This window comes from Janthinobacterium sp. HH106, assembly GCF_001758725.1.
GTDB lineage: Bacteria > Pseudomonadota > Gammaproteobacteria > Burkholderiales > Burkholderiaceae_D > Janthinobacterium.
Genome location: NZ_LRIC01000012.1, coordinates 68,314 through 91,396, shown reverse-complemented (window position 1 = coordinate 91,396; position 23,083 = coordinate 68,314). Strand labels below are relative to the sequence as shown.

Annotated in this window: 21 protein-coding genes; 12 read left to right on the top strand and 9 right to left on the bottom strand. The window is 61.7% G+C overall.

Going from position 1 to position 23,083, the window contains the following annotated elements; genetic code table 11:
- Window positions 1-94 precede the first annotated feature (94 nt).
- The 4 genes from JAB8_RS06490 to JAB8_RS06475 are packed head-to-tail and all read left to right on the top strand — an operon-like array spanning window position 95 to window position 6,138.
- On the top strand, window positions 95-1,216 hold the full coding sequence (locus JAB8_RS06490; RefSeq protein WP_070288923.1) for an AAA family ATPase: 1,122 nt from the start codon (window positions 95-97) through the stop codon (window positions 1,214-1,216).
- On the top strand, window positions 1,216-1,632 hold the full coding sequence (locus tag JAB8_RS06485) for a hypothetical protein (RefSeq protein ID WP_070288922.1): 417 nt from the start codon (window positions 1,216-1,218) through the stop codon (window positions 1,630-1,632). The genes JAB8_RS06490 and JAB8_RS06485 overlap by 1 nt, the downstream gene beginning before the upstream one ends.
- Window positions 1,629-3,440, top strand: a complete 1,812-nt coding sequence (locus JAB8_RS06480; RefSeq protein WP_070288921.1) for a hypothetical protein — start codon at window positions 1,629-1,631, stop codon at window positions 3,438-3,440. Before JAB8_RS06485 ends, JAB8_RS06480 begins: the two co-directional genes overlap by 4 nt.
- Window positions 3,430-6,138, top strand: coding sequence for a bpX6 domain-containing protein (locus JAB8_RS06475; protein ID WP_139142962.1), 2,709 nt, complete (start codon window positions 3,430-3,432; stop codon window positions 6,136-6,138). The genes JAB8_RS06480 and JAB8_RS06475 overlap by 11 nt, the downstream gene beginning before the upstream one ends.
- 262 nt (window positions 6,139-6,400) lie before the next feature.
- On the opposite strand, the gene JAB8_RS06470 is transcribed toward JAB8_RS06475, so the two are convergent.
- The 3 genes from JAB8_RS06470 to msuE all read right to left on the bottom strand — a co-directional run bounded on the left by JAB8_RS06470 (window position 6,401) and on the right by msuE (window position 9,082).
- Entirely contained in the window at window positions 6,401-7,426 is a 1,026-nt protein-coding gene (locus JAB8_RS06470; protein WP_070288919.1) for a methionine synthase, read from the bottom strand.
- Between the two features lie 23 nt (window positions 7,427-7,449).
- Window positions 7,450-8,430: a DUF1852 domain-containing protein gene (locus tag JAB8_RS06465; protein ID WP_070288918.1), complete on the bottom strand. Its 981-nt coding sequence runs from the start codon at window positions 8,428-8,430 to the stop codon at window positions 7,450-7,452.
- A gap of 70 nt (window positions 8,431-8,500) precedes the next feature.
- Window positions 8,501-9,082: an FMN reductase gene (msuE, locus tag JAB8_RS06460; RefSeq protein WP_070288917.1), complete on the bottom strand. Its 582-nt coding sequence runs from the start codon at window positions 9,080-9,082 to the stop codon at window positions 8,501-8,503.
- A gap of 127 nt (window positions 9,083-9,209) precedes the next feature.
- Here msuE and JAB8_RS06455 point away from each other — a divergent pair, with 127 nt between their 5' ends.
- The gene (locus JAB8_RS06455) at window positions 9,210-10,109 is read left to right on the top strand and encodes a LysR family transcriptional regulator (protein ID WP_070288916.1); all 900 of its coding nucleotides are present in this window, start codon (window positions 9,210-9,212) and stop codon (window positions 10,107-10,109) included.
- A gap of 27 nt (window positions 10,110-10,136) precedes the next feature.
- Here JAB8_RS06455 and JAB8_RS06450 read toward each other — a convergent pair whose 3' ends face one another.
- Window positions 10,137-11,255, bottom strand: a complete 1,119-nt coding sequence (locus JAB8_RS06450; protein ID WP_217494202.1) for a serine hydrolase domain-containing protein — start codon at window positions 11,253-11,255, stop codon at window positions 10,137-10,139.
- A gap of 179 nt (window positions 11,256-11,434) precedes the next feature.
- Complete coding sequence (gene glmS / locus JAB8_RS06445; RefSeq protein ID WP_070288915.1) at window positions 11,435-13,264, bottom strand: glutamine--fructose-6-phosphate transaminase (isomerizing); 1,830 nt, start codon at window positions 13,262-13,264, stop codon at window positions 11,435-11,437.
- A gap of 161 nt (window positions 13,265-13,425) precedes the next feature.
- On the opposite strand from glmS, the gene JAB8_RS06440 reads away from it, so the two are divergent.
- A complete protein-coding gene (locus JAB8_RS06440) occupies window positions 13,426-13,899 on the top strand; it encodes an Lrp/AsnC family transcriptional regulator (RefSeq protein WP_070217697.1) in 474 nt (157 codons plus the stop codon).
- 652 nt (window positions 13,900-14,551) lie between these two features.
- Here JAB8_RS06440 and glmU read toward each other — a convergent pair.
- Window positions 14,552-15,928, bottom strand: coding sequence for a bifunctional UDP-N-acetylglucosamine diphosphorylase/glucosamine-1-phosphate N-acetyltransferase GlmU (gene glmU / locus JAB8_RS06435; protein ID WP_070288914.1), 1,377 nt, complete (start codon window positions 15,926-15,928; stop codon window positions 14,552-14,554).
- Between the two features lie 26 nt (window positions 15,929-15,954).
- Between glmU and JAB8_RS06430 the strand changes: the two genes are divergently transcribed.
- The 5 genes from JAB8_RS06430 (at window position 15,955) to JAB8_RS06410 (ending at window position 19,197) form a co-directional block, all read left to right on the top strand.
- Window positions 15,955-16,860 (top strand): DUF6279 family lipoprotein, encoded by a 906-nt coding sequence (locus JAB8_RS06430; protein WP_175445161.1) that lies wholly within the window; start codon window positions 15,955-15,957, stop codon window positions 16,858-16,860.
- A gap of 69 nt (window positions 16,861-16,929) precedes the next feature.
- Window positions 16,930-17,589: a 16S rRNA (guanine(966)-N(2))-methyltransferase RsmD gene (gene rsmD, locus JAB8_RS06425; protein WP_070288913.1), complete on the top strand. Its 660-nt coding sequence runs from the start codon at window positions 16,930-16,932 to the stop codon at window positions 17,587-17,589.
- A 112-nt stretch (window positions 17,590-17,701) separates the two neighbouring features.
- On the top strand, window positions 17,702-18,199 hold the full coding sequence (gene coaD / locus JAB8_RS06420; protein ID WP_034752633.1) for a pantetheine-phosphate adenylyltransferase: 498 nt from the start codon (window positions 17,702-17,704) through the stop codon (window positions 18,197-18,199).
- Window positions 18,200-18,213: 14 nt separating this feature from the next.
- On the top strand, window positions 18,214-18,480 hold the full coding sequence (locus JAB8_RS06415; RefSeq protein WP_070218911.1) for a YfhL family 4Fe-4S dicluster ferredoxin: 267 nt from the start codon (window positions 18,214-18,216) through the stop codon (window positions 18,478-18,480).
- A 108-nt stretch (window positions 18,481-18,588) separates the two neighbouring features.
- Window positions 18,589-19,197 (top strand): chalcone isomerase family protein, encoded by a 609-nt coding sequence (locus JAB8_RS06410; RefSeq protein WP_070288912.1) that lies wholly within the window; start codon window positions 18,589-18,591, stop codon window positions 19,195-19,197.
- A 65-nt stretch (window positions 19,198-19,262) separates the two neighbouring features.
- Here JAB8_RS06410 and JAB8_RS06405 read toward each other — a convergent pair whose 3' ends face one another.
- On the bottom strand, window positions 19,263-19,568 hold the full coding sequence (locus JAB8_RS06405) for a hypothetical protein (RefSeq protein ID WP_070218913.1): 306 nt from the start codon (window positions 19,566-19,568) through the stop codon (window positions 19,263-19,265).
- A 205-nt stretch (window positions 19,569-19,773) separates the two neighbouring features.
- On the opposite strand from JAB8_RS06405, the gene JAB8_RS06400 reads away from it, so the two are divergent.
- Window positions 19,774-20,754, top strand: coding sequence for a LysR family transcriptional regulator (locus JAB8_RS06400; protein WP_034783859.1), 981 nt, complete (start codon window positions 19,774-19,776; stop codon window positions 20,752-20,754).
- Between the two features lie 46 nt (window positions 20,755-20,800).
- On the opposite strand, the gene JAB8_RS06395 is transcribed toward JAB8_RS06400, so the two are convergent.
- Window positions 20,801-22,360 (bottom strand): methyl-accepting chemotaxis protein, encoded by a 1,560-nt coding sequence (locus tag JAB8_RS06395; protein WP_070288911.1) that lies wholly within the window; start codon window positions 22,358-22,360, stop codon window positions 20,801-20,803.
- A 205-nt stretch (window positions 22,361-22,565) separates the two neighbouring features.
- Window positions 22,566-23,021: an Lrp/AsnC ligand binding domain-containing protein gene (locus JAB8_RS06390; protein WP_010393827.1), complete on the bottom strand. Its 456-nt coding sequence runs from the start codon at window positions 23,019-23,021 to the stop codon at window positions 22,566-22,568.
- Between the last annotated feature and the right edge of the window lie 62 nt (window positions 23,022-23,083).

The window sequence follows — 23,083 nt, the reverse complement described above, 5'->3', positions numbered from 1 at the left end:
CAATGGTCTTGATGTTTACAAAAAATTTCCACAAGACAACATATCAGCTTCTTGTTAAAATATTAAATTATTCTCTATATCAACGCGAGCACCCATGACATTGCCTTTGAATCAAGCCGCGCAGCATTTACGAGCCGCCATTCGTGAGGCCACCGCAGGCCTGGTCGATCGCGAACAACTGGCCGAACTGATGATCCTGGCGGCCGTGGCAAGGGAACATTTGCTGGTGATTGGTCCCCCCGGCACGGCGAAGAGCGCTGTGGTACGGCGCGTGGCGCAGAGCCTTGGCGGACAGTATTTCGAATATCTGCTGGGCCGTTTCACGGAGCCATCCGAGCTGTTCGGCCCCGTCAACCTGAGCAAACTGCGCGTGGGCCAGGTGGAAACCGATATCGCCGGCATGCTGCCTGAAGCGGAAATCGCCTTCCTCGACGAAGTTTTCCTTGGCTCGACCGCCATCCTCAATACCTTGCTGGGACTGCTGAACGAACGCCAGTTCCGGCGCGGCCATACGCGCATTGAGTGCCCGCTGCGGGTCTGTGTCGGCGCCGCCAACGCGCTACCCGAGGATGAGGGCCTGGCAGCGTTCGCCGACCGCTTCCTGCTACACGTGTTTGTCGAGCCGGTGCCCGACAACCGTCTGGAGGATCTGCTGGCAGGCGGTTGGGCTGCCGGCCAGCACCAGGTGACGGCTATGCTCGACCTGTCCAGCCTCGACGTGCTGAACCAGGCCGTGCCGCAGGTCGACATGGAGGGCGTGCGGCTGGCGCTGGCACAGGCGATCCGCCTGCTGCGCCAGGCCCAGGTACAACTGTCGGACCGCCGCATCGTCAAGGCCCAGCAGCTGATCGCGGCGGCGGCCGTGCTGGCCGGCCGCAAGGCGGCCACCCGCGCCGACCTGTGGCCGCTGCTGTACGTGATACCGACGGCGGCAGGCCAGCTCAGCGCGCGCGAAATCCTGCGCGAACTGCTGGCGGAAGCCAGCCATCCACTGCTGCACGCGGTGGTCGAGCAGGCCGCCCAGCAGCCGATGGCGCGGCTGGCGCGCCTGGCCGAAAGCGCCGACCTGCTATTGGCGAACAGCGGCGCTGGTGATACCCGCCCGCGCATCGAAGCGCTGCTGCGCGAAATCGACGCCAACTTTGATGCCGCGCAACTACCCGAGCAACTGGCGCAGCGCCGCCAGCAGTTGATCGCCGCGGCGAGCACAGTCTGATGCCGGTGATGGCATGGCAAACGCGCGTCACCGCGCTGGCGCCGGCCGGCATGGTGGCGCCAGCGACGCTGGCCCCCGTGCTGCTGGCGCGCCTGCGCACCTGCACTGCCAGCCAGTTGCTGGCCTTGTCGGTGGTGGCGACGCGTGACCTGATGGTGCTGCTGGGCGCGAACGATGCATTGCCATGGGTGGACGGCGCGCGCTACTGCGCCCCGCATCCGCAAGCCCCGAATCTGTGGACGCCCACGCATCTGGAGCCGGCGCTGCCGGCAGACCTGGTGCAAACCAATCTGATCGAACGGGCCGGCAGCAGCCCGGTACTGCTGTGGCCCGCGCCGGAGCTGCTGCTCCCGCTGGCTGCGGCCCAGACACTGACACCATCCTTGCTGGACTGGCTGGCCCAGGAGTTGGCATGACCTCGCTGCCAACCGCACTCGAGCCGTGGGCACCATGGCTCACGCTGTTTCCGCCCGACCTGGCGCCCGCCGTCGGCGCACTGCTGCTGCGCCTGCATCCGCTGGTCGGCAAACTCAGTACCGCCACCCTGGAGCGCGGTGCCGATCCGGCCGGTATCGGCAACATCGTGCGTCGCGGCCAGTACGAGCGCCTGCTGATGACGCAATGGGTGTATGCCGATGCCGAGCCGGATGAATTCCTGCGCCGCGCCGCCAGTGGCGAGCTGCTGTTCAACGGCCCCGAGCCGGCGGTACACCAGCGCTCGCTGCACAGCGTGGTGCTGTTCGACGCGGGGCCATCCCAGCTGGGCGAGCCGCGTCTCGCACATTTGGCGCTGTTCATCCTGCTGGCGCGCCGCGCGCAGCAGGCTGGCGCCCGGTTCAGCTGGGGCATCTGGCAGCTGCCCGGTATCCTGTCCGAAGACACGAAAAAAGAAGGCTTGCGCAAGCTGATCCAGTCGCGCACCCTGCACGCAGCGCCCACCAACGCGCGCGAGCAGTGGCAAACCAGGCTTGGCGGCGACCTGGCCGACTGCTGGCTGATCGGCGTTGCCGACGAGGCGCCCAGGCAGGCGCGTGAGCGGGTGGCGATTCGCCGCGCCCTCTGCGGCAACCATCTGAATGTCAGCCTGCGGCAGCGGCATGACTACCGCACGGTGCAACTGGAATTGCCCGACGCGCCGACAGGCGTGCGCCTGCTGCGAAAACCGTTTGCGCCGCGCGCGCCAGCGGGCGTGATCCATCACCACGGCCACCAACCGTCACGCGCACAGGCGCCGCGCTTCGCCAGCGGCGGCAATCTCGTGTGCGCGCCGCAACTCAATGGCGGCGCCATCGTCTATCACGTGCCCCAGTCGGCGTCCGTCAAACCCGGCAAGCCGCGCATCATCTCCGCGCCGAAGCATGGCGCCATCCTGGCAGCCGGCGTGTTCAAGCCGGCGCTGTCCTGTATTACCTCGGCCGGCGGCACGCTGGGTTTTCACAACTTTCCCGGTCCCCTGTTTTCCAGCAAACCGATCATGTGCGACCGGCCGCCGCTGGAACAATTCCATGCGCCGCCCGGCATGGGACGATGGTTGCAGACGTTCTATCTGCTGGCCAACCACAACGTCAATTGCTACGAACATGTCGTTGTACTCGATACCAAAAGACGGCTGGTTTGCTGGCAGGCGGCTCCGGCGGCATCGCACAAGGTGGCGTCCACGGTTTCCTTCCGGGCTGTGCTCGACAATGTGATCGGCGCTGACCAGCTGGGCGACTCGCTGTATATCGGCTGCGCCGATGGCGACGGCGTGCAGCTGTATCACTGGCATCGCCAGAATGCGACCCCGTACAAGATGCAACGGATCGCGCAACAAGGCAGCAGGCTGCTGCATGGCGCCTTGAAAGGCGAGCACGCCGGGCACAGCGGCAACCTGCTGGCGCTCAAAACCGGCCCGAGCCGCTGGTGGGTCGGCAGCCACGCCATGGGCGAAGCGATGGACATCGACGACAACGCCGCCGTGCTGGGCGTGGCCATCAGCGAAAAACACCCCAAGCCCGGCCTGGTGGTGCTGCATCCGGGCCGCTACCGCATCGAATTGCGGGTCGGCCATCTGCGCTACACGCTGGCCACGTCACCCGAAGCGATACAGCAAGCCAGCATGGATCCTGCCAGCGCGCGCATCGCCTGGATCACGGCCAAGAGCAGCACCCTCGTCGTGCGCCATATCGATGACGAGCAGCCGCTGTTGCAAATTTCCTGCGATCGAGACATTGATGAGTCATAAGATACGCCGCCCCCTGTATGACGGCATGCAGCTGGTGCATGCGCTGTGGTTCGACCTGGCCCTGCTGGGCGAGGCCGAGGTGCGCCGCCGCGTGCTGCGGCACTGGGCGCCGGGCGCGCGACTGCACCGGGTGCACGATGGTTTCCTGTTGTTGCTGGCGACGCCGCGCTACGGCCAGTGCGCCGCGCTGGACGGCTTGCCGCTGTGCGAACAGGCGGGCATCCTCAGCAGCGCGCCACTGGCGGCGGACGAACGGGCGGTCACGCCTCCGTCCGGCATCTGGCTGGTGCGCGCGGCGCAGGCGCAGCTGATCAGCCTTGCGGCGGCGCCGCGTATCGACCCGGCCGCCTGGCTCGATCTGCGCGCGATTCCCCTGCATGCGCCATTGCGCCCGCCGCCAGCCGCTGCGGCTGCGGCAACTGCGGCCTTGCTGGAAACGCTGCCCGTGCGCGACATCTTCGCAGGCGCGCTGGCACCGCCCAGCGACAAACGCGAAGCGTTTCTACGCCAGATGGACAAGGCGCAGCACGGCGCCAAGGCCATGCGGCGCGGCGCCGGCATCGCGCTGGCGGTGACGGGCGTGGCGGCCGTCCTGCTGGGCGCCATACCGCTGGGCTTGATCAAGCTGTTCGGCGGCGGCAAGCAGGCCGCATCCGCGCAGGCGGACAGCGGCCGGCAACAGCGACCGCCATCGGCGCTGCAGCAGCGCCTGGCCGCGCTGGCGACCCGGCTGGCGATCATGACGCGCGCCTCCACGGTGATCGGCTGGCGCCAGGCCGCTTATCTGCGCAAGATGATGCAGCTGCTGGAACAGGGCGACATGAAAGAAGCCCTGCGCCATGCGATCCCGCTCGACACCCTGTCGCCAGCGCGCCGTCCCGCCTTCGGCACGCCGCGCCCGCGCACCAGCCTGGAAATTTCCGGCCCCGGCCAGGCGAGCAGCTCGATCAGCCTCGGCGGCGAGCTGGAGCAATACTTGCGCGCGACCTACCGCGCCACCTTTGAGCGGCTCGATCGTGAAGGCAAGATCGACGAAGCCACCTACGTGCTGGCGGAACTGCTCAAGTGCGGTAGCGAGGCAGTCGACTATCTGGAGAAAAAGGGCCGCATCAAGCAAGCCGCGCAGCTGGCGGAAACCATGGAGCTGGCGCCGGAAGTCGCCGTGCGCCTGTGGTGCATGGCAGGCGACGTCGAACGGGCGGTGAAGCTGGCCCGGCTCGGCCAAGCGTTTGCCGCGGCGGTCCAGTTGCTGGAACGGCGCAAGAGTCCGCAGGCACCGGAGATGCGCTTGCTATGGGCCGAGGATCTGGCCATGCGCGGCCAGCTGAGCGAAGCGGCGGAAGCCATCTGGCCATTGCCGGAGCAGCAGGACAAGGCGCTGGCATGGCTGCTGGAAGGCGAGCGCACGGGGGGCGTGCTGGGCATGCGTGCCCTCCTCAAAAAGCTGGCCTTGCTGCCAGCCAGCCTGGCCGACAGCGAAGCGGCCGTGCTGCAGCTGCTCGACGACGACAGCGACGAAGGCGCGCAGCAGCGCATGTGCCTGGGCACCGAATTGCTGGCGCTGTCGCTGCATTCGCCCGCCACCCGACGCGTGGCGGCGGAACTCATGCACCCCTTGCTGGCCGACCGCATGGGCGAACGTATCGCATTCGACAAGAAGGCAATGACCAAGCTGCTGTCACTGTCCGACGGCGCCGTCCTGCGGGCCGATCTGTCGGCATTGACCCTGCCTGCCATGGTGCCGCCCCAGGAGCTGCGCAAGCGCCGCAAGCCGCTGCGGGTGCATCTGGCCGAACGCGGCCTGTTGACGATCCATGATGCCCGGCGCCTGCCGGACGGCCATTACCTGCTGGCGCTGGGCGAGGGCGGCGTGGTGCGCATCGACCGGCATGGCCGGCAACTGGCGCAGTTCCCAGTGCCGGCGACGCGGCTGGTGATGGCGGCCGGCGGCCAGCGTGCGCTGGCGCTGGTGCAGCGCGACAGCATGTGGCGCGTCAGCCGCATCGACTTGATCGCGCGCAAAGTGTCGGACTGGATCATCCAGCCACTGCGCTTCTGGGCCGACAACTATGACGGCCTGATCTGGAACGCGGTGATCGACAACCGCCTCGTCGCCATCGACAGCAGCAAGGATCAGTTGGCGGTGAGCTGGCAAGTGGCCGACTTGCCAGGGCGGGTGGTCGCCTTCCAGGAAGAGCCTGGCGTACAGACCTTGCTGCTGGCGACGGCAGAAGGCATCCAGCAATGGCGCTATCAATTGCCCGCGCGCCGCCTGCTGCAGCGCGACAGCTTCCCGCATCCACGCGATCCAGTGCTGGCGCTGCTGCCGCATAGCGCGCGCGATGCGCCCACCCTGGTCTGCATCATGGGGGATGACGGGCCTCGCTACCTGCAAGTGCATCACGGCGGCGCCACTGCGCCCTTGACGCTACCGTTGCAGGCGATTGCCTCGGTTCCCGAGGTGACCCAGGCGGCAGGCTTGCTGATGGTGCGCAGCCACCTCGACGACGACAGCCCCATGGAATGCCTGGTGGCCGATGGCGGAACGGGAACCGTCCTGGCCCAATTGCGGCTGGACGAATGCGATGCGGCACGTGTGCATGTCAATGACGGCCACATCCTGCTGTGCGACGACGCGGGCCGGCTGATCGATATCGACTGCGAAAACAGCCAGGTGCACACCTTGACGCTGGCGTAGACGCGTGCCGGGTCAATCGGATACCCGAACATATTGGGGATGTCGGGAAAGGAATCGGTGCGTCGCCCCGGAAGACGCACCGGGACCGTATTTCACCTCCTGCTACGTAATCCTCAGGAAATTATTGCGAATTTATGACGAACAGAACCGGATGCTATGCAAGGCGCCCGCTGCGACGCAGTGCGAGCACTGCTAGCAGCGGGCAACGCCGCAGAGCGCCGGTTATGGAAGTCAGAAATCACAATAATTTATTGGGGGTTACTTAGGCGAGTTCTCCGCGGATGATTGCCGCACCGGCGCTGAGCGCATTGAGTTTGCCTCTTGCCACGCCACGCGCCAGGGGCGCCATGCCGCAGTTGGTGCTCGGGTAGAGCTTGTCAGCATCGACAAAGCGCAGCGCCTTGCGCAGGGTGTTGGCCACTTCTTCCGGCGTTTCAATAGTATTGCTGGCCACGTCGATGGCGCCGACCATCACTTTTTTGCCGCGTATGAGTTCAATCAGGTCGATGGGCACGCGCGAGTTATGGCATTCCAGCGAGATGATGTCGATATTCGACTGCTGCAGCTTGGGGAACGATTCCTCATATTGACGCCACTCGGACCCCAGCGTATTTTTCCAGTCCGTATTGGCCTTGATGCCGTAACCATAGCAAATATGCACGGCCGTTTCGCATTTGAGCCCTTCGATCGCCCGCTCCAGGGTGGCGATGCCCCAATCGTTCACTTCATCGAAGAACACATTGAAGGCGGGTTCGTCAAACTGGATGATGTCGACGCCGGCCGCCTCCAGTTCCCGCGCTTCCTGATTGAGGATCTTGGCGAATTCCCAGGCCAGTTTTTCGCGGCTTTTATAGTGGCTGTCATACAGCGTATCGATCATCGTCATCGGACCTGGAAGCGCCCATTTGATCGGCTGCGTGGTTTGCTGGCGTAAAAATCTGGCGTCGTCCACAAACACCGGCTTGGTGCGGCTCACGGCGCCCACGACGGTCGGCACGCTCGCATCGTAGCGGTCACGAATGCGGACGGTCTCGCGTTTGTCGAAATCGACGCCGCTCAGATGCTCGATAAACGTGGTGACAAAATGCTGGCGGGTCTGCTCGCCATCACTGACGATATCGATGCCTGCCTGCTGCTGTTCCTGCAGCGACAAACGCAAGGCATCCTGTTTTCCCTCAATCAATTCCTCGTCCTGTAATTTCCACGGCGACCACAGCTTTTCAGGCTGCGCCAGCCAGGAAGGTTTGGGCAAGCTGCCGGCAGTGGAAGTAGGCAATAATTTTTTCATGATGGTGATTTCGTGTATTGGGATTAATCAGCGAGCGTGGCGGCAGCCCATTGTTCAAGAACATGCTTGTACGGCTTGATGAAGTGCTCTTCCGTATATTTGCCCTGCTTGACAGCCAGCTGGCTGCGCTCTTCCCGGTCATAGACAATTTGCGTCAACGAATAATCCTGATTCTTCAGGCTGGGCTGATAGCATTTCCCCGCCGCGGCATTGGCGTTGTAAATTTCGGGCCGGTAAATCTTTTGAAAGGTTTCCATCGTGCTGATGGTGGCGATCAGTTCAAGATTGCTGTAGTCGGCCAGCAGGTCGCCGATAAAATAGAAAGCCAGTGGCGCGGCGCTGTTTGGCGGCATGAAATAGCGCACCTGCATGCCCATTTTTTCGAAATAGGCATCCGTCGAGGAGAACTCGTTTTGCTGATACTCGACGCCCAGGATGGGGTGCTGGTTTTCCGTGCGCTGATAGGTCTTGCTGCTCGAAGCGCTGAGGCAAATGACCGGCGGCTTGCTGAAACGCTCTTGATAAGCATCGGATCTGACAAAGTGCTTGAACAGCTTGCCATGAAAATCGCCGAAATCATCGGGTGCACTGAATGCGGATTGATTATTGTTGTGCTCTGGCAGCACCACGCTGAAGTCGTAATCGCGCACGTAAGAGGAGAAGTTATTCCCCGCAATGCCGTCGATGCGTTGTCCGGTTTTTTTATCCAGGATATTCGGCTTCAATATCTCGATCAACGGGATATTGCCGCCTTTGACATCGATATTCAGCTCGACGGAAATGATTTCGAGCTCGACCGAGTAGCGGTCAGCGTTCGGGTTGTCCCAGTGCGCCAGGCTGTTGAAGCGGCTGTCGATCATTTTCAGGGTGTTGCGCAAGTTCTCCTGGCGGCTCTTTCCCCTGGCCAGATTGGCAAAGTTGGTCGTCAGGCGCGTAGTGTCCGATGGGTGATAGTTTTCATCGAAAACAATGCTTTTAATGCTGAATACAAAGTCGTTGCTCATGGTGATCTGCTGTCCTGAATTCTGCGAAAAGATGAATGTGTTGCTTGCTTGGTACCCGCGGTGATGCGTCTCAGGCTGCGGCCAGCTCTTGCGTCGTGGCAGGTCTCGCATGGCGCGTCAATGCGATCACGGGCAAGGCCCGTTGCACCGCCAGTGCGGCCCGCTGGAGCAGCGCCTCGTCCTGCAGACGGTAGTCGAGGAAATCCTTGTCGGTCGCATAGATGCCCAGCGGCAAGGTGCGTGCCTGGAAAAAACTGAACAGCGGCCGCAACTGGTGGTCGATCATCAGGGCATGGCGCTCGCTGCCGCCGGTGGCCGCCAGCAAAACGGGCTTGTCGATCAAGGCATCCTGGTGAATGAAGTCGAAGAAGTGCTTGAACAGTCCCGTGTAGGCGCCGCGATAGACCGGGGTTGCCACCACCACGATGTCCGCTTGCTCGACCGCCGCAAGTTCCCGCTCCACCGTCTCGGGCAGCTGCGAGCGCCAGACGGCGCCGGCCAGCTGCGGTGCCAGCTGACCCAGTTCGACCAGCCGTTGTTCGCACAGCACTTCGTCGGCGATCAGGTCCATCAGGTGCTCGGCCAGGGCTGCCGCCTTGGAAGGGCGTTGCAGCCCGCCGGAAACGGCGACTATACGCAATGGACGTGTCATGGTTGCTTTCATAGGGATGGATGCGCGAAGGCGAAGAACGCCGGCAACAGGGAAGTGGATGATAGCGGGGGAAATCGATGAAGTATAATGGTCATATTTCATACATCCATGAATATGGCTCATTCCAATGCTTGAACGCATCCACCTCAGCATCGTCCAGCAGGTCGAAAAACAGGGCTCGTTGACGGCCGCCGCAGGCGTGCTGCACCTGACCCAGTCGGCCCTGAGCCACAGCATGAAGAAGCTGGAACAGCAACTGGGCACCGACGTCTGGCTGCGCGAAGGGAGAAATTTGCGCCTGACGCAGGCCGGCCAGTATCTGCTGGCGGTGGCGAACCGGGTACTGCCGCAACTGGACCTGGCCGAAGAGCGCCTGGGCCAGTTCGCGCAGGGCGAGCGCGGCGCGCTGCGCATCGGCATGGAATGCCACCCTTGCTACCAGTGGCTGCTCAAAGTGGTGTCGCCGTATCTGACCGCCTGGCCCGACGTGGATGTGGACGTCAAGCAGAAGTTCCAGTTCGGCGGCATCGGCGCGCTGTTCGGCTACGAAATCGACCTGCTGGTCACGCCCGACCCGCTGTACAAGCCGGGGCTGGCCTTCGAACCCGTGTTCGACTACGAGCAGGTGCTCGTCGTGGCCAAGGGCCATGCACTCGCTTCAGCGGCATATGTGCAGCCCCGGCAACTGACGCAGGAAGTGCTCATCAGCTACCCCGTCGACATCGAGCGCCTGGATATTTACAATCAATTCCTCTTGCCGGCCGGTGTCACGCCCAAGCGCCACAAAGCCATCGAAACGACCGACATCATGCTGCAGATGGTGGCCAGCGGCCGCGGCGTAGCCGCCCTGCCGCGCTGGCTGGTCGAGGAATACGCGGCCAAGATGGACGTGGTGCCCGTGCGCCTGGGCGCGCGCGGCATCGCCAAGCAGATCTTCCTGGGCGCACGCGAGACGGACACCGCCATCGACTACGTGCGCGCCTTCATCGCACTGGCGCGCCAGCCTGTCGTTGCGCCGGGAAGCTAAGCACGCGCGCGTGTTCACTGGGGCCGGCTACCGCGCGCCTTCCATGGCTTCCACGGTGTCGAACATATGCGCCAGCGCGCTTTCCATGGCGCCGGCCGTAGCGTCGCCGCTCTGATTGGTGATGATGAAGACGCCAAGCTGATATTTGGGAACGACGTAGGCGTAGCTTTGCGCACGGGGCACACCGCCATGGTGGACATAATGCGTGCCCAGCTGGCGATTGCTGCCGATGTTCCAGAAATAGCCGATGCTGAAGTCGTCCTGAAAGCGCGCCAAAGGCTTGTGCGATTCAACGACGGCAGGATGGGCGCTCAATTGCAGGCGCAGGTATTTCGCCATGTCCGGCATCGTCGACTTCAGGTTGCCTGCCGCCCCCCAGGGCAGTTGCGGCATCGGCGTGGTGATGACGGGATTGTCGCTGTGGTAGCCCGGCGCCAGCCGGCCGGCATCCGCGGCGGTGATGCTCAGCCTGGTATCCTGCATGCCCGCTTCGCGCGCGAGCCATTGCGTGAGCAGGACGTCATAGGGCATGCCATAGATTGTTTCGAGCGTGTGCGCCACGAGTTCGGTACCGGCGCTGGAATAGGCGTAGTCCTTGCCGAGCGGCCCCTTGATGCTGACGGTGTGCAAGTCCTGCCAGAATTGCCGTTGTCCGTAGTTGGCATAGGCGGCATTGAGCTTTGCCGGCGTAGCATGTGCCGTGAAATCCTTCAGGACCGTGTTCACCTGCAAGGGCAGCATGCCCGGCATATTGCTCGTGTGCGTGACCAAATGGCGCAAGCGTATGGGCTGCCCCTGCGACTGCAGGTTCGGGTAGGCGGCCGGCAGGTACGTTTGTATGGGATCGTCGAGCGCCGCCTTTCCGTCGAGCACGGCATTCGCCAGCAGCAGGCCGGCAAAAGTCTTGCTGACCGAGCCGATTTCATACAGCGTCGTATCGTTCGGCGGATTGGCTTTGCCAGTCTCCAGCTCGCCTTGATGCAGCATGAATTCCTTGCCGCGATACACGACAGCAATCGAGGTCGCGTGCAGCAATGGCGACTGCAGCAGGGCGGTCGCGGTCTGGCGCATGGCCGCAGGAATGTCGTGCGCAGGTGCCGTGGCTGCGGGCTTGCAAGCTGCCAGCACGAGTGTCATTCCAGTCATGATTGCGGCGAGTTTGGTCATCATGCGCACCATCGAAGGGGGATGGGCATTCTCGCACAATGGATTCAGCGGCGGCAGAAAAAAGTCACGCGCATGGCTTTTCCAGACTAAAAGAAAACGCCACCCGGAGGCGGCGTTTTCTTTCTATTCCTGGTGGCCCGGGGCGGCCCCCGCCAGGCTTACTCCACCGTCACCGACTTTGCCAGATTCCTTGGCTTGTCCACATCCGTGCCCCGCGCCAGCGCCGTGTGGTAGGCCAGCAATTGCAGCGCGACCACGTGCAGGATCGGCGACAGATCGCCGTAGTGCTCGGGCAGGCGGATGACGTGCAGGCCTTCGCCGGAGCTGATGCGCGAGTCCACGTCGGCGAAGACGTACAGCTGGCCGCCGCGGGCGCGTACTTCCTGCATGTTCGATTTGAGCTTTTCGATCAGGGCGTCGTTGGGCGCGATGGTAACGACGGGCATTTCATTCGTCACCAGGGCCAGCGGGCCGTGCTTCAGTTCACCTGCCGGATACGCTTCGGCGTGGATGTACGAGATTTCCTTCAGCTTTAACGCGCCTTCCAGGGCGATCGGGTAGTGCATGCCGCGGCCCAGGAAGAGGGCGTTTTCCTTGCGGGCGAATTCTTCGGACCAGGCGATGATCTGCGGCTCGAGCGCCAGCACGGACGCGATGGCGACGGGCAGGTGGCGCATGGCTTTCAGGTGCGCCGCTTCCTGCTCTTCGGACAGGTGACCGTTGACTTGCGCCAGGCACAGGGTCAGCAGGAACAGGCCGGCCAGCTGCGTCGTAAACGCCTTGGTCGACGCCACGCCCACTTCCACGCCGGCGCGCGTGATGTAGGCCAGCGCGCATTCGCGCACCATGGCGCTGGTGGCCACGTTGCAGATGGTCAGGGTGTGCTGCATGCCCAGGCTGCGCGCATGTTTCAGGGCGGCCAGGGTGTCGGCCGTTTCGCCGCTTTGCGAAATGGTCACGACCAGGGTGTTCGGATGCGGCACGCTGTCGCGGTAGCGGTATTCGCTGGCCACTTCCACGCTGACGGGCACCTTGGCGATCGACTCGATCCAGTACTTGGCCGTCATGCCCGCATACGAGCTGGTGCCGCAGGCGAGGATCAGCACGCGGTCGATCTGCTTGAAGATTTTATACGCGTCATCGCCGAACAGTTCCGGCATGATGCCCGTCACGCCTTCGAGCGTGTCGCCGATGGCGCGCGGCTGCTCGAAGATTTCCTTCTGCATGTAGTGGCGGTACGGGCCCAGCTCGGCCGCGCCCGTGTGGGCGTGCACGGTTTTCACTTCGCGCTCGACGGGCTTGCCGTCGACGTCGACGATCCAGCAGCGCGACAATTGCAGGTCGACCACGTCGCCTTCTTCCAGGTAGATGATCTGGTCCGTCGTGCCGGCCAGCGCCATGGCGTCCGACGCGACGAAGTTTTCACCGTTGCCCAGGCCGACGATCAGGGGCGAGCCCTGGCGCGCGGCGACCACGCGGTGCGGTTCGTCGCGGCAGAACACGGCGATCGCGTACGCGCCGTCGAGGCGTTTGACAGCCTGCTGCACGGTCTCGAACAGGTCGCCGTTATACATGTGCTCGACCAGGTGGGCGATCACTTCCGTGTCCGTCTGGCTCTGGAAGACGTAACCGAGGGCCGTCAGTTCGGCGCGCAGTTCGTCATGGTTTTCGATGATGCCGTTATGCACCAGCGCCACGCGGGCGTTCTCTTCCGTTGGGGAAAAGTGCGGGTGGGCATTGAAGGAGACCGGGGCGCCATGCGTGGCCCAGCGCGTGTGGGCGATGCCCGTAAAACCGCTCAAGCCTTCTTCGGCGATCTGCTTTTCCAGCTCGGCCACACGCGCGGTGGAACGCGAACGCTGCAGCCGGCCATCCGCATGCAGGGCGATGCCGCAGGAATCGTAGCCACGGTATTCCAGGCGCTTCAAGCCTTCGACCAGAATGGGAGTGATATTACGTTGCGCTACCGCGCCGACGATGCCGCACATGGAAACCTCTGTCTAAAATTTAATCAATGCACGCATGCTAATGCAGAGTGCGTGAAATATGCTTTCTAAATCCGTATATTTTTGACCGAATATTTCATGACTATTTCACTGTGAAATATTATTTCATTTATACTCGATATATTTTCCAATTCATCAAAATCATGAGCGAGCACAATATTACCCTCGATGAAATCGATCGTCGCATCCTGAATGCCTTGCAAATTGATGCGTCGCAAACCAACAGCGAGCTGGCGCAAGCCGTACACGTCTCGGCGCCCACATGTTTGCGGCGGGTCAAGCATTTGCGGGAAAGCGGCGTCATCGAGCGGCAAGTGGCCATCGTCGCGCCGCAGCTGGTGGGCGCGCGCCTGACGGCCATCGTGGAAATCACGCTCGACGTGCAGGCAGCGGAACGCATGGCCGAATTCGAGCAACTCGTGGCGGACGAGCCCGCCGTGCTGCAATGCTACCGCGTCTCGCCCGGGCCCGACTTCGTGCTGATGGTGCAGGTGGCCGACATGCCCGCCTACCACGCGCTGGCGCACCGCCTGTTTGCCGCGCACGCGAATGTGCGCAACGTGAAAAGCTATTTTTCCACGTTTCGCAGCAAGTTCGAGACGCGCATCGCTGTGTGAAGCCGGCGGGCAGAGAAGTTATCCCCGCTTATCCCAGCCTTTCTGCCCACTTATGCACAAGTTTATCCACAGTATGAACATCACGGATTTCCACGGCCGCCGCCATCCAGCCGCGCATGAGGCCTTTCAATAAATAGACATCAGTTCCCGGATAAAACTTATCCCGGCTTATCCAGCGTTTGCCCACGCTTTAATCACAGGCTTTTGCACAGCTTTACCCACAGCAAGGCTTTACAAATTTGTCTTAAATATCCTTGCAATACAATGACTTATAAGTTATTCATGACTTATTCGCCAATTACGCACAAGCTTATCCACAATCCGGGCAGGCAAAAATCTGAGGCTACTTTCGTCGTCTGCGAGACGAGCGTGTCTGCTGGGGCACCAAACTTCGCCAGATAACTTATCCCATCTTTCCCACAGGTTTTTCACCATTTATACGCAGCTTATACCGGGCTTATCCATCACTTGTCCGCCTGCTTGTTCACATGTTTATCCACACACCAAAATACAGCAGAAATACTTGATGGAAATAAAGCTGCGACTTATCCCGGGTTACCAGCCAGCTTTCCACAGGATTATCCACAGGCGAAAAAAAACGCCGCCAACCCGGACAGGCTGGCGGCGTCATGCCGGGTGAGGGCGATATCGCTTACTTGGGGATTTTCACGGGACGCGTCCAGCCGTCGATGGTCACCTGCCGCGCGCGCGAGACCGTCAGCTTGCCGGCCGGCGCATCTTTCGACAAGGTCGTGCCGGCGCCCAGGGTGGCGCCCTTGCCGACGGTGACGGGCGCGATCAGCTGGCTGTCGCTGCCAATGAAGGCGTCGTCTTCAATCACCGTGCGGAACTTGTTCACGCCATCATAGTTGCAGGTGATCGTGCCGGCGCCGATGTTGACCTTCGAACCGATGGTGGCGTCGCCGATGTAGGCCAGGTGGTTGGCCTTGCTGTGCGCGGCGACCTGGCTGTTTTTCACTTCGACGAAGTTGCCGATGTGCACGTCTTCCGCCAGAACCGTGCCCGGGCGCAGGCGCGCGTAAGGGCCGATGATGGAAGCGGCGCCGACGACGGCATCCTCGAGATGACAGAAGGGCTTGATGTGCGCGCCGGCGGCCACGGTGGCATTGATGATGACGTTGTTGGCGCCCACGCGCACGCCGTCGCCCAGTTCCACGCGGCCTTCAAATACGCAGCCGACGTCGATGGTGACATCGCGGCCGCAAATGAGTTCGCCGCGCACGTCGATGCGGGCCGGGTCCAGCAAGGTCACGCCGCGCTCGAGCAAGGCTTGCGCGATATTGTTCTGGTGGATGCGCTCCAGCTGGGCCAGCTGCACCTTGCTGTTGACGCCCGCCACTTCCCACACGGCCGCCGGGTGGGCCGAGGTGACTGCCACGCCGTCGGCGACGGCCTGGGCAACGATATCGGTCAGATAGTATTCCCCTTGGGCATTGTCATTCGACAAGGCCGACAGCCATTGCTTCAGCTGCACGGTGGGCGCGACCATGATGCCGCTGTTGATCTCGCGGATGGCGCGCTCGTCTGGCGTGGCATCTTTTTCCTCGACGATGCGCACGATGGCGCCGTGCTCGCGCACGATGCGGCCCAGGCCGAAGGGATCGTCCTGTTCCACGGTCAAAATGGCCAGCTTGTCCTTGCCGGCCGCCTGCACCAGTTGCTGCAGGGAAGCGGCGCTGGTCAGCGGCACGTCGCCGTACAGGATCAGGGTGGGCACGCTGTCATCCAGCAACGCCACCGCTTGCTGAACGGCATGACCGGTGCCCAGCTGCTGCGTTTGTTCCGCCGCGTCGATCGCCAGGTCTTGCTTGGTCTTGTAGCCGTCCAGCAACTTCAGCACCGCTGCGCCCCCATGGCCGTAAATCACGCATAATCGGGACGGCGCCAGGACGCGCGCCGTGTCGATGACGTGCGACAACAGCGGCTTGCCCGCCAACGGGTGCAATACCTTGGGCAGTGCCGACTGCATGCGTTTGCCCATACCGGCAGCGAGAATGACAACGTTCATAGACCGTAATTTTATAAGTTAAGAATATGAAAAAGTTTAACACGCAGGCCCCGTCTTCCACGTCCTTCCAGCGGTTTACTTATGCCGTGCTGGCCATCATGCTCGTCGTCATGGCCGGCTGCAGCGGCTTGCGCCTGGCCTACAACAACGGCGATACCGTGCTGTACTGGTGGCTGAACGCGTATGTCGACCTCGACCGCGACCAGAAGGGCTGGGTGCGCGAAGACATCGACAAGCTGTTCGACTGGCACCGCAAGACGCAATTGAAGGATTACGTGGAAATCCTGCGCACGGGCCAGAAACAGCTGCAAGGCAATATCACGCAGGCAGACCTGATGGCCGACTATAGCGAGATCAAGCAGCGCACCCAGGCGCTGCTGCTGAAGGCGGCGCCCGAGCTGGCCGACCTGGCGCGCTCGCTCAAGCCCGAGCAGATCGCGCAGATGGAAAAGAAGTTCAAGTCGAACAATGACGATTACCGCAAGAAATACCTGAGCGGCGACCAGGACAAGCGCCAAAAACTGCGCTACAAGAAAGCCATGGAGCAATTCGAACTGTGGTTCGGCAGCTTCAGCAGCGAGCAGGAAGCCATCATCCGCAAGGCGTCCGACGCGCGTCCGCTGAACAATGAGATCTGGCTCGACGAACGCATGCGGCGCCAGCAGAATGTGTTGACCCTGGTCAAGAAAGTCCACCAAGAAAAACTCGGCAAGGAAGCGGCCGCAGCCTTGATCACGACCCTGATCAAGGACAGTTTCGAGCGCCTGGAACACTCGGAGCGCAAGGCCTTTTTTGACGCCTACGAAAGCAGCACGGCGCAGATGGTCATGACGGTGATCAAGATCGCCACACCGGCGCAAAAAGCCCATGCCGTCAAGCGCATGCAGGGCTGGATCGACGATTTCAATTCCCTGGCCACGCAAGCCAAATAGACAGCCAGCGCCAGCAGGGGGGATGGGGCCATATGCTATAGTGGCCGCCATCGAATTGAAGAAATCCACATGCAAAAAAAGATCAAGAAACCCGCCAAAGTCCCCGTCCACCACGCGCCGCCACCGAACCAGGTGCGCATCATCGGCGGCCAGTGGAAGCGCTCCGTGCTGCCTGTTTTGCAGGCACTGGGCTTGCGCCCGACACCGGACCGCGTGCGCGAAACCGTGTTCAACTGGATCAACCACTTGCGCGACGGCGACTGGGCCAACGCCCAGGTGCTGGACCTGTTCGCCGGCAGCGGCGCACTGGGCTTCGAAGCGGCCAGCCGCGGCGCGGCATCCGTCACCATGGTCGATACGCATACGCCCGTGATCCGCCAGCTGGAAGAAAACAAGACGAAATTGCGCGCCGACAATGTGCAATTGCTGCGCGGCGACGCCCTGCTGACGGCGCAAGGCCTGGCAGCGCGCGGCCAGCGTTACGACCTGATCTTCCTCGATCCGCCTTACCAGCAGGATTTCCTGGCGAAAGTGTTGCCGATGTGCGCCAACCTGCTCAAGGAAGGCGGCATTGTGTACGCGGAATCGGGCTTGCCGCTGGTCTTCGATGAAGCCAGCGCACTGGAAAAGCCCGAGTGGATGGCGCCGTGGGAAGTCATCCGCGCCGACAAGGCGGGCACCGTTTATTATCATTTGCTAACTTACAACAAAGTGTCGGCAACTGCCTGAATCTGCCTATAAATGAGGCAAAAAAGCTCCCTGGCCCGAGGCGCAGCACCAAGGTAGTCACCAATTTCAGGCATAATGCGCGTCTATATTGGTGCATCATCAGGGAGCCGCAATGGTTGTAGCCGTTTATCCAGGAACATTCGATCCGCTCACGCGCGGTCATGAAGATTTGGTGCGCCGCGCATCGGGTCTGTTTGACAAGCTGATCGTCGGTGTGGCCGACAGCAAGAACAAGCAGCCGTTTTTCTCGCTCGACGAACGCCTGGAAATCGCCAACGAAGTGCTCGGTCACTATCCGAATGTGCAAGTGGAAAGCTTTTCCGGCCTGCTCAAGGATTTCGTGCGCAAGCATGAAGCGCGGGTCATCGTGCGCGGCTTGCGCGCCGTCTCCGACTTCGAATACGAATTCCAGATGGCGGGCATGAACCGCTACCTGCTGCCCGATGTCGAAACCATGTTCCTGACGCCATCCGACCAGTACCAGTTCATTTCGGGCACCATCGTGCGCGAAATCGCGGCGCTGGGCGGCGACGTCTCCAAGTTTGTCTTCCCCTCGGTGAACCGCTGGCTGCAAAACAAGATTGCCGCCAACGCTGCCTCATCGCAATAAGTAAGAGTGAAATCATGGCATTACTGATCACCGACGAATGCATCAATTGCGACATTTGCGAGCCCGAGTGCCCGAATGACGCGATCTACATGGGCGCGGAAATCTACGAAATCGATCCCAACAAGTGCACTGAATGCGTGGGGCACTTTGACGAGCCGCAATGCCAGCAAGTGTGCCCTGTCAGCTGCATCCCCTTCAATCCCGCCTGGCGCGAAAGCCCGGAGCAATTGATGGCCAAGTACGAACGCCTGCAGGCGGAACTGCCTGCCGCCAAACCCTAAGCATTTCTTCCTCGCCACTTCTGCGTGGCGCCAGCTTCTGCCAACTGTTCTACACTGTGTGCTTGTGCGGACTTATCCACAGCACATGTTTCTCTACGGAGGCAGAAGATGCAAATACGCACATCCCGTTGGGGCCGCTCCCTGGCCGCCGCCTGCCTGTGCGCGGGCCTGTGCGCCGCCCTGGCGCAACCTGCGCTGGCCGTCGAGGTGGGCGGCGTCAAGCTGGACGACACGGTGCAGCTGGCCAGCCGCGAATTAAAACTCAACGGCGCCGGCGTGCGCTACAAGGTCATCTTCAAGGTCTACACGATTGCGCTGTACCTGCCGGAAAAGAAAACCCAGCTGTCCGACATCCTGGCACTGCCCGGGCCGCGCCGCCTGGAAATCGTCATGCTGCGCGACATCACTTCCGACGAGCTGGGACAAGCGTTCATGCAGGGCTTGAAGCGCAGTTCCGACCAGGCCGACCGCACGCGCCTGCTGAGCCAGACGATGCAGTTCGGCGCCATGTTCGAAACGGTGCCCGGGCTGAAAAAGGGCGACATCCTCACCGTGGACTGGCTGCCGGAAGAGGGGACCTTGTGCAAGCTGAACGGCAAACAGGTGGGCGACATGGTGCCGGACCTGGCTTTTTACAATGCGCTGCTGAAAATCTGGATCGGCGCCCATCCGGCCGACACGGTGTTACGCGCGCATTTGCTGGGCGACGTGGCGTAATCGGCTGGCGGCGGGCGTAAAAAAAGCCGGCGCAGGCCGGCTTATCATTTGCAACAGTTGATCGCTCAGGCGCGCGTCGACAGGGCGCGCAATTCGGCGGCGTTGCTTGGCGACACGCCATCCATCTTGCCCAAGGTACGCTGCAAGGCTTGCGCTTCGCGCATCTGCTGGCGCGCCAAACGCTCTTCGCGGCTCAGCTTGGGACGCACCACCAGCACCATGGCGCGGGCAATGCCCACCAGCAATGGCTTGAACAGCAGGGCGAAGGCGCCCACGGCAACGATCACCAGCACGAGTTGCAGGGCGTTCAGCAGGGAAATCTCCAGCACGGGTGCGGATACTGCGTACAGGGCGGAGGCGAAGGTAGACATACTGTTCCAGTGCATTATAGAATTTGCCAGTACTATAGTGCAGTGCAACATATAAATCTAATTCCATTTCTTGATACCAATTATATGAATCGTGAATGGAAACTGTAATATTTTTTAACGAGTGAAAATATTCGTGCCCGGCGCGGTTTACACTCCTAAGTAATCAATTTTAAGTAATCAATTCAACTTTTATCTTGGGCTTTCCATGAGTTTTCTGACGCTGGATCTGAACTTGCTGCGTGTTTTCGACGCCGTCATGACGGAACAAAACCTGACGCGCGCAGCGGGCCACCTGGCGATGACGCAGCCGGCGGTATCGAACGCCATCAAACGCCTGCGCGAGAGCCTCGGTGACGAATTGCTGATCCGCACGGCGTATGGCGTGAAACCCACGCCCCGCGCCGAAGCGCTGTGGCCGTCCGTACGCTCGGCCCTGGCCAGCCTGGAAGCGGCTGTCACGCCGGAAACTTTCGACGTGTCGAAGACCCACGCCACCTTCCGCATGGCCATGGCCGACGCGACGGCCGCGTTCTGGCTGCCTTCATTGATGCGCTCGATCGAACGCGAAGCGCCTGGTGTCAACGTGCGCATGATGCCGCTGACCACGCGCGAACCGCGCCCGATGTTGCTGCGCGGCGATATCGACCTGGCCGTGGGCTTCTTTCCGGGCGTGGCGGCGCAATTGTCGAGCGAGACGGGTTCGCCCATTCGCCACGAGCGCCTGTATTCCGGCAAATATGTATGCGTGATGCGGCGCGGCCATCCGCTGGCCGACAAGGAATTGACCCTGGATAACTATTGCGCGGCCAACCATTTACTGGTGAGCTTTTCCGGCCGCGCGCATGGCTTGATCGACGAGGCGCTGTCGCAGATCCACCGCGAACGGCGCATTTTGTTGACGGTCAACCAGTTCTTCACGGCCGGGCGCGTCGTCGCCAATTCCGACCTGATCACGGTCTTGCCGCGCCATCTGATCGCCTCGACGGGCATGACGGAGTCTCTGCTGTACAAGGATTTGCCGTTGACCCTGCCGGCCGTCCACCTGGACATGCTGTGGCACGAACGCGACGCCCGCAGCCCCGCCCACAAATGGCTGCGCAATCACCTGGAAAGCATGAACACGCCCACCCTGCGCACGGCCACGGCGGCCGGCGGCGGCGTGGCGCCCAAGCCGCACGTCGAATAACACCTGTACGTAACAAAAAAAACGCCTGATGTCTCAGGCGTTTTTTTTATGCGTGATTGCTGGACCGATAACCGATTCTGAAACCGCCCCAGTGCTTGCCCTCGACGTGAATCGGCACGGATAAATCGTGCATGACTTCGCCCGTGTCGCGTTTATAGGTCTGCAACAGGAAGGGCTTGGTGTTGCTGCCGCAGCGCTTGCCCGTGCGGTCGCTGAAGATGCGCTTGGTGCGGTTATTCACGATATCGGTGGCGTAGTCGCCCGTCAGCGGCTGGGAAAACTTCTTGTTATGCGTTGGAAAATAGCCATTGTTGTCGACGGCGCCCGCATACGCCAGATGGGGTAATGCGGCCAGCACGCCTTCCTGCAGGTCGGGCAGCACCTTGTCCGTAAAGGCATCGAACTTGGTGTTGTGCTTGGGCGGATTGGTGTTCGGGATGGGGCGGTAGTGGCGGTCGAACAGGGCTTCGCGCGTGATGCGCCCCGAGGCGATCGCCTGCTCGAACAGTTTGCCCACTTCGCGCGCGGCGCGCTGGGCCGCCTCGCGGATCTCGTCGTGCGGCGTCGCCACGCTCGATTCGCCCAGCGCGCCGGCGATCACTTCGGCCCGCTCGGCCAGGGCCATGGCCGACTGCGTGGCGCGCGGCAATTCCGCATTCGTCGACAACATGCTGTCGCGGATTTGCAGGATGGCGTCGGCGATCAGCTGCGTCGTGTCGACGTGTTCGCGCGAGGCGCGGGCGATTTGCCCGATCTCGTCCTCGGACTCGCCCGACGATTCCTCGATATGGCTGAGCGAGGCATGCACGCTTTCCACATTGCGCGCCGCTTCTGTGACACCGGTCGCCAGCGAACTCATGCCACGTGCGGCTTTTTCCGCCTGTTCATTGATTTCACGCACCATCACGCTGATTTCATCGGACGCTTCCTTGGTGCGCTGCGCCAGTTGCCGCACTTCGCCGGCCACCACGGCAAAACCGCGCCCGTGCTCGCCGGCGCGCGCCGCTTCGATGGCGGCGTTCAGCGCCAGCAAGTTGGTGCGCGCGGAAATATCGGAAATGGCTTCCGTAAAGCCGGTGATGCGTTTGGATTTTTCCTGCAAGCTCAGCATGTTGCTGGAGGCCCCTTGCGCTTCCTCGCGTGCATGATTGATGCGGCGCAAGCCCTGGTCCACTTCGGCGCGCGCCGCCACGCTTTCCACACGCACACCGGCGGCCACCTTGGCGGCCCGTTCCGCATTCGCGGCGATCTTTTCCGTCATCGCCGCGTTCTGTCCGGAACTGTCGGCGATGTCGCTGGCCGTGCGCACGTCGAGTTCCACCTTCTGTTTGACGGAATCGACAAAATACGAGGTTTCCGCCGCGCCGATCATGATGGCGTCGATGGCGTTGCCCACCGTGTCGGCGAACTCGTGCAAGCTCGGCTCGCCGCGCGGACGGCCGGCGAACGCCAGCAGCGCGGCGCCGATGGCGGCGGCCACGCAGGCGATCAGATACGGATGGTCGCCGCCCGAGAGCAGCAGCAGATAGGCCAGGCAACAGGCCACGGCCATGGCCAGGATCGTGAATACAAAGAAACGCACCAGCTGATGCTGCAACTGCTTCATTTGTCCCCCGCTGCGCAAACCCGTCACGCCCCCGTTGAGGGGACGTGCTGTAACCGTATGCGGGTGGGCACGATTGCCCGCCTTGCACCCTGAACGTCACGTCTATGCGGCGTTTCAGGCGGCTACCGGATAGCAGAATTGTGGTTCTACCCTACAACATTTGTTCCGATAGCTCAATCAGAAAAGTGGGGCGGCTACACCAAGGTCACTTAATTGGCAATTTGGTGGTGTTTTTGACCTCTTCCATGACGGCATAAGTGTGGGTTTCCCGCACACCTTTCTGCAACAGCGTCTTGCCCAGGAATTCGCGGTAGGCGGCCATGTCCTTGACGCGCGCCTTGACCAGGTAATCGAAACCGCCGGCCACCATATGACATTCCAGTACCTCTGGAATGATTTGTACGCTATGCTTGAAGGCGTCGAACACTTCCGGCGTCGTGCGATCGAGCACCACTTCGATGAACACCAGCAGCGACACGTCGAGCAGCTGCGGGTTCAACTGGGCCGTATAGCCCATGATGTAACCGGATTCGTGCAGCTTGCGCACGCGCTCCAGGCAGGCGGCCGGCGACAGGTTCACGCGCGCGGCCAGCTCCACATTGCTGATGCGTCCATCGCTCTGCAATTCCATCAAGATTTTCTTACTGATCTTGTCCAGCATTCCTATCACCCCCAAATTAATATTATTTGGTTAAATTGTCGCATCAAAAACTATCTATTGCT

Coding starts and splice junctions, on each gene's coding strand:
- JAB8_RS06490 (WP_070288923.1), top strand. CDS start 95: ATGACATTGCCTTTGAATCAAGCCGCGCAGCATTTACGAGCCGCCATT.
- JAB8_RS06485 (WP_070288922.1), top strand. CDS start 1,216: ATGCCGGTGATGGCATGGCAAACGCGCGTCACCGCGCTGGCGCCGGCC.
- JAB8_RS06480 (WP_070288921.1), top strand. CDS start 1,629: ATGACCTCGCTGCCAACCGCACTCGAGCCGTGGGCACCATGGCTCACG.
- JAB8_RS06475 (WP_139142962.1), top strand. CDS start 3,430: ATGAGTCATAAGATACGCCGCCCCCTGTATGACGGCATGCAGCTGGTG.
- JAB8_RS06470 (WP_070288919.1), bottom strand. CDS start 7,426: ATGAAAAAATTATTGCCTACTTCCACTGCCGGCAGCTTGCCCAAACCT.
- JAB8_RS06465 (WP_070288918.1), bottom strand. CDS start 8,430: ATGAGCAACGACTTTGTATTCAGCATTAAAAGCATTGTTTTCGATGAA.
- msuE (WP_070288917.1), bottom strand. CDS start 9,082: ATGACACGTCCATTGCGTATAGTCGCCGTTTCCGGCGGGCTGCAACGC.
- JAB8_RS06455 (WP_070288916.1), top strand. CDS start 9,210: ATGCTTGAACGCATCCACCTCAGCATCGTCCAGCAGGTCGAAAAACAG.
- JAB8_RS06450 (WP_217494202.1), bottom strand. CDS start 11,255: ATGACTGGAATGACACTCGTGCTGGCAGCTTGCAAGCCCGCAGCCACG.
- glmS (WP_070288915.1), bottom strand. CDS start 13,264: ATGTGCGGCATCGTCGGCGCGGTAGCGCAACGTAATATCACTCCCATT.
- JAB8_RS06440 (WP_070217697.1), top strand. CDS start 13,426: ATGAGCGAGCACAATATTACCCTCGATGAAATCGATCGTCGCATCCTG.
- glmU (WP_070288914.1), bottom strand. CDS start 15,928: ATGAACGTTGTCATTCTCGCTGCCGGTATGGGCAAACGCATGCAGTCG.
- JAB8_RS06430 (WP_175445161.1), top strand. CDS start 15,955: ATGAAAAAGTTTAACACGCAGGCCCCGTCTTCCACGTCCTTCCAGCGG.
- rsmD (WP_070288913.1), top strand. CDS start 16,930: ATGCAAAAAAAGATCAAGAAACCCGCCAAAGTCCCCGTCCACCACGCG.
- coaD (WP_034752633.1), top strand. CDS start 17,702: ATGGTTGTAGCCGTTTATCCAGGAACATTCGATCCGCTCACGCGCGGT.
- JAB8_RS06415 (WP_070218911.1), top strand. CDS start 18,214: ATGGCATTACTGATCACCGACGAATGCATCAATTGCGACATTTGCGAG.
- JAB8_RS06410 (WP_070288912.1), top strand. CDS start 18,589: ATGCAAATACGCACATCCCGTTGGGGCCGCTCCCTGGCCGCCGCCTGC.
- JAB8_RS06405 (WP_070218913.1), bottom strand. CDS start 19,568: ATGTCTACCTTCGCCTCCGCCCTGTACGCAGTATCCGCACCCGTGCTG.
- JAB8_RS06400 (WP_034783859.1), top strand. CDS start 19,774: ATGAGTTTTCTGACGCTGGATCTGAACTTGCTGCGTGTTTTCGACGCC.
- JAB8_RS06395 (WP_070288911.1), bottom strand. CDS start 22,360: ATGAAGCAGTTGCAGCATCAGCTGGTGCGTTTCTTTGTATTCACGATC.
- JAB8_RS06390 (WP_010393827.1), bottom strand. CDS start 23,021: ATGCTGGACAAGATCAGTAAGAAAATCTTGATGGAATTGCAGAGCGAT.